The organism is Streptomyces sp. NPDC048191 (genome assembly GCF_040652655.1).
In the GTDB taxonomy this organism is placed as follows: Bacteria; Actinomycetota; Actinomycetes; order Streptomycetales; family Streptomycetaceae; genus Streptomyces.
In genome coordinates this window covers 125815-140554 of record NZ_JBEZMO010000021.1, presented here as the reverse complement: position 1 = coordinate 140554, position 14740 = coordinate 125815, and the positions used below count along the sequence as shown (strand labels likewise).

At 71.8% G+C, this 14740-nt stretch carries 12 protein-coding genes; 6 read left to right on the top strand and 6 right to left on the bottom strand.

All coding sequences use genetic code 11. From position 1 onward, the window contains the following. Positions 1 to 138: 138 nt before the first annotated feature. From AB0D93_RS29245 to AB0D93_RS29225, 5 genes are all read right to left on the bottom strand, one after another. Positions 139 to 1449 (bottom strand): DUF58 domain-containing protein, encoded by a 1311-nt coding sequence (locus tag AB0D93_RS29245; protein ID WP_362125380.1) that lies wholly within the window; start codon positions 1447 to 1449, stop codon positions 139 to 141. Next, positions 1449 to 2441, bottom strand: coding sequence for a MoxR family ATPase (locus AB0D93_RS29240; protein ID WP_362125377.1), 993 nt, complete (start codon positions 2439 to 2441; stop codon positions 1449 to 1451). Before AB0D93_RS29240 ends, AB0D93_RS29245 begins: the two co-directional genes overlap by 1 nt. Next, positions 2438 to 3634, bottom strand: coding sequence for a DUF4350 domain-containing protein (locus AB0D93_RS29235; protein ID WP_362125374.1), 1197 nt, complete (start codon positions 3632 to 3634; stop codon positions 2438 to 2440). The genes AB0D93_RS29240 and AB0D93_RS29235 overlap by 4 nt, the downstream gene beginning before the upstream one ends. Continuing rightward, on the bottom strand, positions 3631 to 4341 hold the full coding sequence (locus AB0D93_RS29230) for a DUF4129 domain-containing protein (protein WP_362125390.1): 711 nt from the start codon (positions 4339 to 4341) through the stop codon (positions 3631 to 3633). Before AB0D93_RS29230 ends, AB0D93_RS29235 begins: the two co-directional genes overlap by 4 nt. 73 nt (positions 4342 to 4414) lie before the next feature. Next, the gene (locus tag AB0D93_RS29225) at positions 4415 to 5833 is read right to left on the bottom strand and encodes a glycerophosphoryl diester phosphodiesterase membrane domain-containing protein (protein ID WP_362125371.1); all 1419 of its coding nucleotides are present in this window, start codon (positions 5831 to 5833) and stop codon (positions 4415 to 4417) included. A 140-nt stretch (positions 5834 to 5973) separates the two neighbouring features. Here AB0D93_RS29225 and mtnA point away from each other — a divergent pair, with 140 nt between their 5' ends. Then, positions 5974 to 7116, top strand: a complete 1143-nt coding sequence (mtnA, locus tag AB0D93_RS29220; protein WP_362125368.1) for an S-methyl-5-thioribose-1-phosphate isomerase — start codon at positions 5974 to 5976, stop codon at positions 7114 to 7116. Positions 7117 to 7211: 95 nt separating this feature from the next. On the opposite strand, the gene AB0D93_RS29215 is transcribed toward mtnA, so the two are convergent. Continuing rightward, positions 7212 to 7460 (bottom strand): SCO4226 family nickel-binding protein, encoded by a 249-nt coding sequence (locus AB0D93_RS29215; RefSeq protein ID WP_362125365.1) that lies wholly within the window; start codon positions 7458 to 7460, stop codon positions 7212 to 7214. 258 nt (positions 7461 to 7718) lie between these two features. Here AB0D93_RS29215 and mtrA point away from each other — a divergent pair, with 258 nt between their 5' ends. The 5 genes from mtrA to raiA all read left to right on the top strand — a co-directional run bounded on the left by mtrA (position 7719) and on the right by raiA (position 14557). After that, positions 7719 to 8408, top strand: a complete 690-nt coding sequence (gene mtrA / locus AB0D93_RS29210) for a two-component system response regulator MtrA (protein WP_191870552.1) — start codon at positions 7719 to 7721, stop codon at positions 8406 to 8408. 1 nt (position 8409) lies between these two features. After that, on the top strand, positions 8410 to 10524 hold the full coding sequence (gene mtrB / locus AB0D93_RS29205; protein WP_362125362.1) for an MtrAB system histidine kinase MtrB: 2115 nt from the start codon (positions 8410 to 8412) through the stop codon (positions 10522 to 10524). After that, on the top strand, positions 10514 to 12355 hold the full coding sequence (locus AB0D93_RS29200) for an LpqB family beta-propeller domain-containing protein (RefSeq protein WP_362125359.1): 1842 nt from the start codon (positions 10514 to 10516) through the stop codon (positions 12353 to 12355). The genes mtrB and AB0D93_RS29200 overlap by 11 nt, the downstream gene beginning before the upstream one ends. 323 nt (positions 12356 to 12678) lie before the next feature. Continuing rightward, complete coding sequence (locus AB0D93_RS29195; protein ID WP_362125356.1) at positions 12679 to 13551, top strand: ComF family protein; 873 nt, start codon at positions 12679 to 12681, stop codon at positions 13549 to 13551. A 313-nt stretch (positions 13552 to 13864) separates the two neighbouring features. After that, positions 13865 to 14557 carry a ribosome-associated translation inhibitor RaiA gene (raiA, locus tag AB0D93_RS29190; RefSeq protein WP_362125353.1) on the top strand — a complete coding sequence of 231 codons (693 nt, stop codon included), beginning with the start codon at positions 13865 to 13867 and terminating at the stop codon, positions 14555 to 14557. The last annotated feature ends 183 nt before the right edge of the window (positions 14558 to 14740 follow it).

Genomic DNA, 14740 nt, shown 5'->3' with positions numbered 1-14740 from the left:
ATGGTACTGCAGGGGGGACCCTGTGGGAGAGTAGGACGCCGCCGAACAATTCTTGGGAAAGGCCCACGCCACACGGCGTGGGCCTTTCTGCGTTTAAGGGGCTGGCATTTCCCCGAAGGGAGGCGGAGCCGGAGCCGGTCAGAGCCGGCCCGCCGCCTTCAGAGCCAGATACGCATCCGCCAGTGCAGGCGCCAGATCCCCCGGCGTCGCGTCCACGACCGTCACCCCGTGGCGGCGAAGCTGCTCAGCAGTCCGCTGACGCTCACTCTGGGCCTGAGCCGCTGCCGCCGCCTCGTAAACCGCTTCCGCGTTTCCCCTGGCTTGGGCCATGCGTGCGATGTGCGGATCGGACACCGAGGCGATCAGAAGCGTGTGTCGCTGAGTGAGTTGCGGAAGCACGGGGAGCAGGCCCTGTTCCACCGGTGCCGCGTCCAGCGCCGTCAGCAGCACGATGAGGGAACGGCGCGGTGCCGTACGCAGAGCCGCCGCGGTCAGGCCGCGGGCGTCGGTCTCGACGAGTTCCGGTTCCAGCGGGGCCATCGCGTTCACGAGGCCCGGCAGCACGTCTCCTGCCGAGCGGCCCTGGACCAGGGCGCGTACTCGGCGGTCGTAGGCCAGGAGGGCGACACGATCGCCGGCTCGGGAGGCCAGGGCCGCGAGGAGAAGAGCGGCGTCCATGGAGGCGTCGAGGCGTGGTGCGTCGCCCACACGGCCGGCGGACGTACGACCGGTGTCCAGGACGAGCAGGATGTGGCGGTCGCGTTCGGGGCGCCAGGTGCGAACGGCGACGGCGGACTGCCGAGCGGTGGCCCGCCAGTCGATCGAGCGGGTGTCGTCTCCGGGAACGTACTCGCGCAGGCTGTCGAACTCCGTTCCCTCCCCGCGGGTGAGCACGCTGGTGCGGCCGTCGAGTTCACGCAATCGGGCGAGCTTCGACGGGAGATGCTTTCTGCTGGTGAACGGGGGCAGGACCCGTACCGTCCAGGGCACCTTGTGGGTGCCCTGGCGGGAGAAGAGGCCGAGGGGACCGTAGGACCGGATGGTGATGCGGTCCGCTTGGCGGTCGCCGCGGCGGGTGGGGCGCAGCCTGGTGGTCACGCGTCGTCGTTCGCCCGGGGGGATGGTCAGACGGTGGCGTGAGGCCTTGGTCTCGGTTCCCGGCTGCCAACTGCTGGGAGGCCATGCGTCTCGCAGCTGTGCCCGCAGGGGACGGCGGGACGGATTGGTGACCGTGAGGGTGACGTCGGCGGTCTCACCAAGGCGGGTGGAGGTGTCGCCGGTCCGGGACAGGCCGAGCCGTCGTACGGGTGCGGCGAGGGCGTAGTCGCAGGCGCATGCGAGGGCCAGGGGGCCATTGACCGCGAGGATGCCCGTCCAGCCGGGTTCCAGGACGCCGACGGGAATCGATCCGAGGGCCGCGAGGAGGGCGGCGCGTCCGGTCAGTGCCATCAGCGGGGAACCGGGACGTGGGCGAGGACGGCGTTGATGACGGAGTCCGCCGTGACGCCTTCCATCTCCGCCTCGGGGCGCAGCTGGATCCGGTGCCGCAGGGTCGGCAGGGCGAGGGCCTTCACGTCGTCGGGGATGACGTAGTCGCGGCCCGTCAGCCATGCCCACGCGCGTGAGGTGGCCAGGAGGGCGGTGGCACCGCGCGGGGACACGCCGAGGGTGAGGGAGGGCGACTCCCGGGTGGCGCGGCAGATGTCCACGACGTAGGCGGTGATCTCGGGAGACACGGCGGTCTTGGCGACGGCGGCGCGGGCCGCTTCCAGGTCGGCGGGGCCGGCGACGGGGCGTACGCCGGCGGCGTGCAGGTCGCGCGGGTTGAAGCCCGAGGCGTGGCGGGTCAGGACGTCGATCTCGTCCTGGCGTGAGGGGAGAGGGATCGTCAGTTTGAGGAGGAAACGGTCCAGTTGAGCCTCAGGGAGGGGATAGGTGCCCTCGTACTCGACCGGGTTCTGCGTCGCGGCGACCAGGAACGGTTCGGGGAGCGGGCGCGGCCTTCCGTCGACCGTGACCTGGCGCTCTTCCATGGCTTCGAGGAGGGAGGACTGGGTCTTGGGCGGGGTGCGGTTGATCTCGTCCGCGAGGAGGAGGTTGGTGAAGACCGGGCCCTCCTGGAAGGAGAACTCGGCGGTGCGGGTGTCGTAGACGAGGGAGCCGGTGACGTCGCTCGGCATGAGGTCGGGGGTGAACTGCACACGTTTGGTGTCCAGTTCGAGTGCGGATGCGAGGGTGCGGACGAGCAACGTTTTGGCGACTCCGGGGACTCCTTCAAGGAGAACGTGTCCGCGGCAGAGGAGGGCGACGACGAGGCCGGTCACGGCGGGGTCCTGGCCGACCACGGCTTTGGCGATCTCGGCGCGCAGGGCCTCCAGGGAGGCGCGGGCGGTGGCCGCGTCCCCGGTGTTCCCGGCGTTGTCAGTGGTCGGGGCCATCATGGACGGCGTACCTCTCTTTCGAGGGCGTCGAGTTGGTCGGTGAGTGCGAGGAGGGCCGCGTCGTCGCCGGGCGGCGGTCCGAAGAGGAGGGCGTGCAGGGCCTGTCCGTCGCTGGTGAGGTGCGCGGACAGGGCGGGGAGCAGCGCCTCGGGCGTGTGCGCCTGGGTGACGGGGACGCCGACGAGGGGGGCGAGGCGGGTGCGGGTGGCGGAGCGAAGAGCGGTGGCCGCGCGGTCGCGGGCGTTGGCTTTGCGGTAGAGGCGGGAGCGGCCTTCGGCGGTCTCGGAGGCGCGGATCGCGACGGGGAGTCTTTCGGGTACGAGGGGGCCGAATCGGCGTGCCCGCCAGAAGGCGGCGAGGGCCGCTGCGATGAGCAGCTGCAGGGTGCCCCAGAGCCACCCTGAGGGGAGCAGGTCGAGGAAGGTCTTCCGGTCGCCGCTGTCGGTGGCCGAAGCGTCGGAGAGCGAGGGGAGGTACCACGCCAGATGGGGGCGGGAGCCGAGGAGTTGGAGGGCGAGCGAGGCGTTGCCCTGCTTGTCGAGGCGGTCGTTGTAGAGGATGTCGGGCGCGCCGAGTACGACGGTGTCACCGCTCCCGGAGGTCTCGGGGATGCGCAGCAGGGTGGCGAGGCGCTGGCTGGGGTAGCAGGAATTGGCGCCGAGGCGGGTGGTGGTGTAGCGGATGCCACCGGTGTCGGCGCTGCCCGCGCGCCGGGCCTCGGGCAGGGTGCAGCCTGGGGCGAGTGTGGTGTCGGCGCTGGTGGCGGGGTCGGCGGCGACTCCGGGGGCGAGATGCTCGACGGACGAGCTGCCGGCCGCGATGAGAATCGTGCGCCCGCCGGATGTCGCGGTGGCCCGGCGCAGCTCGGTCTGTTGACGATTCGTCAGCAGGTCGGGCGCCGCGACCAGGAGAGTGGTGTCCGGCCCGGCTGCGGCGCGTGCCCCGCCCAGCGTGGTGACCACGCGTGTGGAGACGCCCCGTTCGGCGAGGAGTTGGGCGACGGCGCGGCTGCCGTAGGGGTCGGCGGAGCGCGGGTCCAGTTCGCCGTGCCGGACGGTGGAGCGTACGGCGGCGATGGCGACGGCCGCCGCGAGGATCAGGACGGCGGCGAGGGTGATGCCTCGCGCGCGGGTCCACACCTGGCGGACGGTGGGCGCGGTGGACGTGGTCGGTGTGGTGGCCTCGGCGGTCACTGGGCGGCCCCTTGGCGGGTCCTGTGGGCCGTGTTGGCGGTGCTGTGGTCGAGTGCGGGCCTGGTGCGCTCCAGGTCACGGTCGAGTTCGGCGATGCGGTGGTACGACTGCTGGGTCGCCCTGCGTCCGCCGTATGTCACGTCGTCGAACTCGTGGGCCGCGGCGCGCAGTCGGTCGGTGTGTGCGGGCAGGGTCCGGCCGGCCTCGGCGGCCGCTTCGTCGGCGGTGCGGCCCGGCCGGACATCGAGCAGGGTCCGCTCCTCCAGGGCCCGGACGATCGCCCGCATGCGTTCCTGTACGGCCTGGTTCCAGTGGCCCTCGGCCGCATGGGCCTCGGCGGTCGAGCGGTGTTCGGCGGCGCTGCGGGGGCGGTCGTCGAACAGGACGGTGGCGGTGGAGGGTTGCCGGCGTGGGGTGCCCAGGCGCCACCACAGGGCGGCCAGGACGGCGACGACGAACAGGACCACGACGATCAGGCCGACCGTGCCGCCGGGCGTCGCGGAGGCAGCCGAGTTGAACACCCGGCCGAGCCAGTTCCAGAACGCGTCGAGGGCGCGCTGGAACAGTCCGGGGTCGTTCTCGTGGTACATCCGCTTGGACAGTTCGCGGCGAGCCGCCTCTCGCGCGGGACCGCGCGGGATGGTCACGGGCGGCTCGTCTCCCGAGCCGCCGGATGCGTGGACGGCCGTGTCCGTCGCGCGGAGCAGGCCTCGTACGACCGTGCCGCCGGCGCCCGCCTGGGCCACCGCCGTGAGCGCTCCCCCCGTGAGACTCACCGCATCAGCTCCCGGGGACGGGGCCGGGGGCGCCGACGCCCTGTACACCGGCGGCGCGGGCCAGTTCGAGGTCGAGGGCCTCGCGGCGGATGCGTTGGTCGATGTAGAGCAGGACGGTGACGCCCGCGCTGATCGGGAGGGTGAGCGTGGTGCCGATCAGGACGCCGATCCCGCTGATGATCAGGGACGTCCAGCCGATGTGTCCGCCGCTGGTGCCGAGCACGTTGTTGATGTTGTCGCCGCTCACGCCGGCCCCGATGGCGGTGAAGGGGATGGTGATGATCGCCGAGACGATGCCGGTGATGAGCAGGGTGAGCAGCACGATGCCGAAGGTGCGCCACCAGGCGCCGCGGACGAGCTTCGCGGAGCGCTTCAGGGACTTCACGATGCCCTGCCGTTCCAGCATCAGGGCGGGTGCGGCCAGGTAGAAGCGGATTCCCAGCCACACCACGACGATGGTGGCTGCGAGCATGCCCAGGGCGAGCAGAGCGGCTCCGCCGTCGCTGTTGCCGGTGAGCAGGACGAGGAGACCGGGCAGGACTCCGACGATGACGACGGCGGCGAAGATCAGGCCGAGCACGACGAGCAGCCCGAAGAGCTTCGGAATCTGCGGCCGGGCCTCGCGCCAGGCCTCGCCGGCGCTGACCGGTCTGCCGAGGACGGCTCGGCTGGTGATGGTGGTGAGCAGCGCGGTCGCGATGATGACGGCGACCGAGCGGATCACCGAGATGACGCCGCTGCCGATCATGGTGTCGCGCAGGGCGTGGAGCGCCTCGTGGGGGCTGGCGTTGGGATCGTTGATCGTCGTCTGGAAGGCGGTGTCCTTCAGGACGAAGCCCTGCAGCAGGACGGTGCTGACGTCCAGGACGAGAGCGACCGCCAGCGAGATGCCGAGCACCGTACGCCAGTGGGCGCGCATGGTGGAGACGGCCCCGTCGAGGATCTCGCCGACGCCGAGCGGGCGCAGCGGGATGACGCCGGGCTTGGCCGCGGGCGGGGGGCCGCCCCAGCCGCCACCCCAGGCTCCGTAGCCGCCGGGGGCGCCGTATCCGGGGGGCGGGCCTCCGTAGCCGCCGTAACCCGCGGGCGGGCCGCCGTAGCCGCCGGGAGGACCCGTGTACCCGCCGCCGTAGCCGCCGGTGCCGGGAGCTCCTGGCGGGCGGCCGCCCCAGCCCGGGCCGGGGGGCGGGGGTGGCGGGGCCTGGTGGGGGCTGGGGGCACCGGTGGGCGCCGACCACTGGCCCGGTGGCGGCTGCTCCTTGGACCACTTTCCGCCCGGGCTCTGCGCGTTCGCGTCCGGCTGTGGTGCGGGCGCGGTGTCGCCGGGGCGGTCGGCAGGCTCGGCGGGACCGGACGCGCCGGGTTCCCGCCCCTCGTTCGTCGGGGCGGATCCGGGCGAGGCCCAGCCCGGAGTGTCTGTCATCTAAGCTCCTTCTCGGTGCCCGTCCGCGGTCGCGGCGGCAGGTTGGCAGCCATCGTGCCATGGGCTGGTGATCTGCGGACCGGCCGCGGCAGGCGCCGGATTCCTTCAATTGTCCGCCGGATCCGGGGCAGACTGACCGCATGGCTGATCAGCAGGCGCGAAGCGACAGGGACAAGCGGCCGACCGAGATACCTGCGATCCGATGGGAGGAACCACCCGAAGGCCCTGTGCTGGTGCTTCTCGATCAGACTCGGCTGCCCGCCGAGGAGGTCGAGTTGGTGTGCACGGACGCGTCGGCGCTGGTGGAGGCGATCCGTACGCTCGCCGTGCGCGGGGCACCGCTGCTCGGGATCGCGGGTGCGTACGGTGTCGCGCTCGCCGCCGCGCGAGGATTCGACGTTGCCGAGGCGGCCCAGGCGCTCGAGCACGCCCGGCCCACCGCGGTGAACCTGTCCGTCGGCGTGCGCCGGGCCGAGGCCGCGCATCAGGCGGCGCTCGCGAGGAGCGGCGACGCCACCGAGGCGGCGGCTGCTGCTCTGGCCGCGGCGCGGGCGTTGCACGAGGAGGACGCCGACGCCAGCGCCCGGATGGCGGCTCATGGTCTGGCGCTCCTGGACGAGTTGCTGCCCGGCGGCGGGCATCGGATCCTCACTCACTGCAATACCGGTTCGCTGGTGTCGGGCGGCGAGGGCACGGCCTTCGCGGTGGCGCTCGCGGCCCATCGCGAGGGGCGGCTGCGGCGGCTGTGGGTGGACGAAACGCGACCGCTGCTGCAAGGTGCCCGCCTCACGGCGTACGAAGCGGCCCGCAGCGGCATGGCGTACACCCTGCTCACCGACAACGCGGCGGGATCCCTGTTCGCGGCGGGTGAGGTGGACGCGGTGCTGATCGGGGCGGACCGGATCGCGGCCGACGGCTCGGTGGCGAACAAGGTGGGGAGCTATCCGCTCGCCGTACTGGCGCGGTACCACCATGTGCCGTTCATCGTGGTGGCACCGGTGACGACGGTCGACCCGGACACCCCGGACGGGGCGTCCATCGAGGTCGAGCAGCGGCCCGGCTTCGAAGTGACTGAGGTCACAGTGCCCCAGGTGCCGGTGACGGGAGCTGGCGGCGGGGTTCCGGTGACCCCCTTGGGTACCCAGGCGTACAACCCGGCGTTCGACGTGACACCGCCCGAGCTGGTGACGGCGATAGTCACCGAGGAGGGAGCCGTTTCACCCGTGACCGCCGATGCTCTTGCGGAGCTGTGTGCCAGGGCGCGCCAGGTGGCGGTCAACTGAGGTGACGGTCAACTGATGGGGCGACGTCGTCTCCACCGACGGAAACGGTCCCTCCACCTGCGGTGATCCGCGGGGAAGGGGCCGTTGACATCGGGTCACACCGTCAGGGGGACCGGATGGATCTCGTCGGCCAGGTGACCGGCGCGTTCGTGGACGCGCTGGACTGCTTCGGCCGAGGGTGCCTCGGAGAGGCAGTAGACCGTGCCGGAGTCCGGGTCGGCCCAGGCCTTTTCGAAGTGGACGCCTTCCTCGTTCTCGATGGCGAGGTCGGCCCTGTGGGCCTGCATCAGCTGATCTGCCGTGATGCCCTTCATCCCGTGGTGGACATCTATGAACTGGGGCATGGGCGTCGCGCCTCCTTCCGGCTGTCGCGTCCCGGCGCATCGCCGCGTCGCCCTTCAGGTCCGTCATGTCCATCCTGTGCGTGTGGAGCCGTGATGGCGAGCGGCGACGGTGGGTCGGCAGTGGACCGACGCGGAGCCGATATCCGTGACTGACATCGACATCGGCGGACAGGGGCAGACAGTGACCGCCCCGTACGACTATGGTCACCGGCCAGTGACCTCCCTCACCAGGGCGCCTGTCGCTGTTATGAGAATGGGATGATGTCGTTTATGAAGGGACGAGTCCTTGTCGTCGACGACGACACCGCACTGGCCGAGATGCTCGGCATCGTGCTGCGTGGTGAAGGTTTTGAGCCGTCTTTCGTAGCCGACGGCGACAAGGCGCTGGCCGCTTTCCGGGAGACCAAGCCCGATCTGGTGCTGCTGGACCTGATGCTGCCCGGGCGGGACGGCATCGAGGTGTGCCGGCTGATCCGGGCGGAGTCCGGGGTGCCGATCGTGATGCTCACGGCGAAGAGCGACACCGTCGACGTCGTCGTGGGCCTGGAGTCGGGCGCCGACGACTACATCGTCAAGCCGTTCAAGCCGAAGGAGCTGGTCGCCCGTATCCGGGCGCGGCTGCGGAGGTCGGAGGAGCCGGCGCCGGAGCAGCTGACCATCGGTGACCTGGTCATCGATGTGGCCGGCCACTCGGTGAAGCGGGACGGGCAGTCGATCGCGCTGACTCCGCTTGAGTTCGACCTGTTGGTCGCTCTCGCCCGCAAGCCGTGGCAGGTGTTCACGCGTGAGGTGCTGCTCGAGCAGGTGTGGGGCTACCGCCACGCCGCCGACACGCGGCTCGTCAACGTGCATGTCCAGCGGCTGCGCTCCAAGGTCGAGAAGGACCCGGAGCGGCCGGAGATCGTGGTGACCGTCCGCGGTGTCGGTTACAAGGCCGGACCGAGCTGACATGTCCGGGGACAGTGCCGCTTCGGCCCCCGGCCGGTCCGGGGCCCGTCCGGGGCGGCCTGTCGGCCGGGCGGCGGGTGCGCGGTTCAGGAGTCTGTTCGAGGGCGGACTCCTCGAGGGCGGGGTCCAGGGCAGCCCGGTGCTGAGGCTGTTCCTGCGCTGGGTGCGCCGTCCGTTGCTGCCGGTGATGCGGCTGTGGCGGCGCAACATCCAGCTGCGGGTCGTCGCCACGACACTGGTGATGTCCCTGGGCGTGGTCCTGCTGCTGGGCTTCGTCGTGATCGGGCAGGTGCGCAACGGCCTGCTGGACGCGAAGGTGAAGGCCTCCCAGAGCCAGGCCACCGGTGGCTTCGCGGTGGCCAAGCAGAGGGCCGACGAGGCGGCCGGCGGCACGGGCACCGGTACGGCTGCCGGGACCGGCACCGCCGACGGTACGGCGACCACGGACGGCCGGCAGGCGCAGAACGTCATCCAGTGGATGAGCGACCTCGTGGAGTCGCTGTCCAGTGGTGGCGCGGGCGCCTTCGACGTGGTCACGCTGCCCGTCGGTGACGACAGCGGCGGCGGCCGCAGCCCCCGCGGCTCGGGGAACGTCAACCCGACCTCCAGCGTGCCCGCCGACCTGCGTGAGCGGGTCAACAGCGGGACGACGGCCGCCCAGAGCTATACCCGGATCGTCTACTCCAACGGCAAGGAGTCGCAGCCGGCGCTGGTCATCGGCAAGCAGGTCAACGACCCGAACGGGCGACCGTACGAGCTGTACTACCTCTTCCCGCTCACGCAGGAGGAGAAGTCGCTGAGCCTGGTCAAGGGCACGCTCGCGACCGCGGGGCTGTTCGTCGTCGTCCTGCTCGGTGCCATCGCCTGGCTGGTGGTGCGCCAGGTCGTCACGCCGGTGCGGATGGCGGCCGGGATCGCGGAGCGGCTGTCCGCCGGCCGCCTGCAGGAGCGGATGAAGGTCACCGGCGAGGACGACATCGCACGCCTGGGTGAGGCCTTCAACAAGATGGCCCAGAACCTTCAGGTGAAGATCCAGCAGTTGGAGGACCTGTCGCGGATGCAGCGCCGGTTCGTGTCGGACGTCTCGCACGAGCTGCGCACCCCGCTGACGACCGTCCGCATGGCCGCCGATGTCATCCATGAGGCGCGCGAGGACTTCGACCCGGTGACCGCCCGGTCGGCCGAGCTGCTCGCCGACCAGCTGGACCGGTTCGAGTCGCTGCTCGCGGATCTGCTGGAGATCAGCCGCTTCGACGCGGGTGCGGCGGCGCTGGAGGCCGAGCCGATAGACCTCAGGGAGGTCGTGCGGCGCGTGGTCAGCGGTGCCGAGCCGCTCGCCGAGCGCAAGGGCACGCACATACGCGTGCTCGGCGATCAGCAGCCCGTGGTCGCCGAGGCCGACGCCCGGCGCGTGGAGCGCGTGCTGCGCAATCTCGTCGTCAACGCCGTCGAGCACGGCGAGGGCAAGGACGTCGTCGTCAGGCTCGCCTCGGCCGGCGGCGCGGTCGCCGTGGCGGTCCGCGACTACGGCGTGGGACTCAAGCCGGGCGAGGCGACACGCGTCTTCAGCCGTTTCTGGCGGGCGGACCCGGCACGCGCCCGTACCACCGGCGGTACGGGCCTGGGGCTGTCGATCGCCCTGGAGGACGCGCGGCTGCACGGCGGCTGGCTGCAGGCCTGGGGCGAGCCGGGCGGCGGCTCCCAGTTCCGGCTGACGCTGCCCAGGACCGCGGACGAGCCGCTGCGGGGATCGCCGATACCGCTGGAGCCCAAGGACTCGCGCCGCAACCGTGGTCTGGACGAGGCGGGCCTGCCCGGCGGGGGCGAGGAGAAGCGGGCGACCGTTCCGGTGCAGCAGGGCGGGGCCCAGGCGTCCGCGCTGCCGCCGCGCGCCCCGATCGCGCCTCGGCTGTCCGCCGTCGGGCCCGCGGCCGACCCGGCCGCACTGCCCGGCAACGGCAACGGCGCGCGCGTGGTGCCCCGGCCCGCCGGTGGCGCGCGCCGCGCGGACGACAGGCCCGCGACGGAAGCCGCGCCCGGCCCGGGTACGGCCCGGCCGGAGGCGGTCGCGGCGGAGGACTCGACGGAGTCAGGGGAGGCATTTCGTGGGCGCTGACCGCCCGGGGGGCGCCCGGCCAAGGCCGGGACGCGCGGTGGCCTACGCCGCCTTGGGAGCCGTACTGCTGGCCGGATGCGCCTCGATGCCCGACAGCGGGGATCTGCGCAACGTGGAGTCCACGCCGCGGCAGGACACCGGTGTCCGTGTGTTCGCCATGCCGCCGGCCGAGGGCGCCGGGCCCGCCGAGATCATGCAGGGCTTCCTGGAGGCGCTGACCAGCGACGACCCCGCGTACGACACGGCACGCAAGTATCTGACGTCCGACGCGGCGCACACCTGGCGGCCCGAGCAGTCCGCCACCGTCCTCGCCAACGGGCCGAGCATCGAGCCCGACTGCCGGGCGGGCAACGGTTCGGAGCCGACCAGCAGCGTCACCTGTGTCCTGGCGGGCAGCCAGGTCGCGACCGTGGACGCGCAGCAGGCGTACAAGCCGGCCGCCGGCTCCTACCGCAAGAAGGTGCACCTCACGCGGGACCCCAAGAACGGTCAGTGGCGCATCGACGGGCTGCCCGACGGTGTCGTCATGGGCAAGTCGGACTTCCAGCGCAACTACACGTCCGTCGACAAGTACTACTTCGCCTCCGACACCACGGTCGGGTCCACGGCGGAACCGGTGGCGGTCGCCGATCCGGTGTTCGTGCGCAGCAAGGTGGACCCGATGACGCAGATGGTGCGCTCGCTGGTGAGCGGCCCCACGCGCTGGCTCGGCCCGGTCGTCAGGTCCAGCTTCCCGACCGGTACGGCGTTGCAGAAGGACGTGTCGGGCCTGGCGCCGGACGACCAGAACAAGCTGACCGTGCCGCTGAACCTCAAGGTGTCCCAGGTCGCGGCGACCAAGTGCACCGAGATGGCGACGCAGCTCCTGTTCACGCTGCGGAACCTGGCGCCGACGCTGGAGTCCGTCGAGCTGCAGGGTGTCGGCGGCCACCGGCTCTGCGACCTGAGCGAGGAGCGCGCCGAGACCACCGCCTGGCGCGGTTCGGCCAAGAGCCCCGACAACCTGTACTACCTCGACGCCAAGCACCGGCTCGTGCGGATACCGACAGGGAGCACGACCAGCAGCGCGGCCCCGGTGCCGGGTGCGCTGGGCGAGGGCGGCAAGGCACTGGAGTCGGTGGCCGTGTCGCGGGACGAACACACCGCGGCTGGCGTCGGCGATCAGGGCAGGTCGTTGTACGTGACGTCGCTGGCGTCGGGCGGTTCGCTCGGGGACGCGCTGGTGACCAGCCAGGGTCCGACGTCGGACGACCGGCTGACGACACCCAGCTGGGACGCCCGCGGGGACCTGTGGGTGGCCGACCGCAACCCGCGGCGTCCGCGGCTGTACGTCCTCCCACAGGGCGTCGCCAAGCCGGAAGAGGTCGCGGTCCCTGACCTGTCCGGGACGATCAAGGACGCGCGCGTCGCCGCCGACGGGGCGCGCATCGCGCTCGTGGTGGAGAAGAAGAACGGCGAGCAGTCCCTGCTCATCGGCCGGGTCCAGCGCGACGACGGCACCGGGCAGGGCACGTCGGTGGTCGAACTGCGCTCCGCGGCACCCGACCTGGAGCAGGTCAGCGCCCTGTCGTGGGCCGGGGACAGCAGGCTGCTCGTCGTCGGCCGGGAGCAGGGCGGCGTGCTGCAGATGCGGTACGTCCAGGTCGACGGCTCCACGCTGGACGGCCCGGCGCCGGGCGCGGTCACCGGCGTCAAGGCGATCGCCGCGTCCGAGGACGACCGGGTACCTCTCGTGGCCTACTCGGAGGACGACGGGATCGTACGGCTGCCGTCCGGGGCGCAGTGGCAGAAGGTGGACAAGGACGGGACGGCACCGGCCTATCCGGGCTGATCGTCGGTCTGGCCGGGCTGAACGTCGGAGCAGCGTGGCTGAACGTCGGAGCAGCGTGGCTGAACGTCGGACAGCCGGGCTGAACGTCGGTCCATCCGTCGGGCGTGTCGTCGGCCGGTCCCGGGTCGGCCGACGACACGCCCGACCCCGTCCACGGCCTTGCCCACAACCCTGCCTACGGGGCATGGCCTCCCTTCCTCGACTCCGCCCGGCTACGCCCCTTTCCGCGTCCCCGAGGCCATGAGGGGGCGCCGCTCCGGCTGTCCACAGGACGTTTTCCACAGGGGTGGCCTCGCGGCTTCGGCATTGGCACAGTGGTGGACATGCGGGGGTGGTGGCGGGACCTCACCGACCTGGTGCTGCCGGCCGACTGCGCGGGCTGCGGAGCACCTCGCACGCTGCTCTGCCCGCGCTGCCGGGCCGCGCTGTACGGAGGCGCTGCGCGGCGGGTGCGGCCGGTGCCGGAGCCGGCCGGACTGCCGGTGGTGCACGCGGCGGCTGCGTACGCGGGGGAGGTGCGCACGCTCCTTCTCGCACACAAGGAGCGGGGCGTGCTGGCCCTCGCGGGAGCGCTGGGCGCGGCCCTGGCCGGGGCCGTGCGGGCGGGGCTCGGCGGGAGTGATACCGGTGCCACCGCCTCGGCCGTTTCCGGTCGTCCCGGGACGGTGCTGCTCGTCCCGGTGCCCTCCGCCCGGTGGGCCGTGCGGGCGCGTGGGCACGACCCGGTGCGGCGGATGGCCCTTGCCGCGGCCGGGGAGCTGCGGCGTACCGGGATACCGGCCCGGGTGGCGGCCGTGCTGCGTCAGCGGCGCCCGGTCGTGGACCAGGCCGGGCTCGACGCGCGGCGACGCCTCGCGAACCTCGCGGGGGCGCTGGAGGTGACGGCGGGCGGAGCCCGGCTACTCGGCTCGGGTCACGTCGTGCTCGTCGACGACCTGATCACGACGGGCGCCAGCCTCGCCGAGGCGGCGCGGGCCGTCCGGGAGGTGGCAGAAGAGCGAACTCGAGTGAGCGCAGCCGTGTACGGGGACGTAACTCGGGAAGGAAGGGATGAACGACGGACCGGACCACAGTGGGAGAGCGGTAAGTGGGTGCATGGTGCACCGGAAAATGCGGAGGTGGACCCCCTCCGGCGCGTGCTCCATGCGGCCGTGATCGCCGCCCCGCGGGATTCTTTCGAAATAAACAGGAACTGACCTCTGACTCGCATCGTTGCAGCTAGCAAGAGGGGTAATTCACCTGAACGGAGGTACGCCGGAGTAGAGGGTGACGACATCCGTCCGGGCGAGATATGTTCGGTTGTGAGGAAAGCCGCAGGCCACACCTCTCATATCGGAATGCCGTGCCACGGGGTTTTCCGCAATCACCCGTGCCGGTGGGGTGGAGACCTCGCCCCAGGGGGAGGAGGAGGTGGAAGTCACCGAGTCCGAGGTCCGGTGCTCACCGGACCTGGTGCAAAAGGGAGATGCTCCGCCGAGCGGGTGGAGCGATCCGGGAACGGAGTTCTGCGTGGACATCGTCGTCAAAGGCCGCAAGACCGAGGTGCCCGAGCGGTTCCGCAAGCACGTGGCCGAGAAGCTGAAGCTGGAGAAGATCCAGAGGCTCGATGCCAAGGTGATCAGCCTCGACGTCGAGGTGTCCAAGGAGCCCAACCCCCGACAGGCCGACCGCTGTGACCGAGTGGAGATCACCCTCCGCTCCCGCGGTCCGGTGATCCGGGCGGAAGCGGCGGCCAGCGATCCGTACGCGGCACTCGACCTGGCGGCGGAGAAACTGGACGCCCGGCTGCGCAAGCAGCACGACAAGCGTTTCTCGCGGCGAGGCGCACGCCGGATCTCGGCGGCCGAGGTGCCCGACCACGTCCCGGGCGCGGCGACGCTGAACGGCAACGGCCTCCCCGCGCAGGAGGAAGAGACGGACGGGGTGCCGACCAAGAAGATCGGCTCGCTGGAGGTCAAGGGCGACGGCCCCCTTGTCGTCCGCGAGAAGACCCACGTCGCAGCCCCGATGAGCCTCGACCAGGCCCTCTACGAGATGGAACTGGTCGGCCACGACTTCTACCTGTTCGTCGACGCGGAGACGAAGGAACCGAGCGTTGTCTACCGGCGGCACGCCTACGACTACGGCGTGATCCACCTCAGCACGGACCCGATGGTCGCTGAGGCGCAGCCCCCCGCGGCGGGTGGCACGCTGGGCGGCTGAACCACCCGGTCCACTATGAGCCGGTGCCCCTGGAAGCGCGTGTGCGCCCCCAGGGGCACCTGTGTGCGACCACTTCACGCCCCGCACGTCACCCCGGGGTCGCCCGGGCATGAAATCATGGCCGGACCGGCCCAACCGGTGGGCCGCTGCCTTGGGTTGGCGATGGCACGGGACCACAGGCCA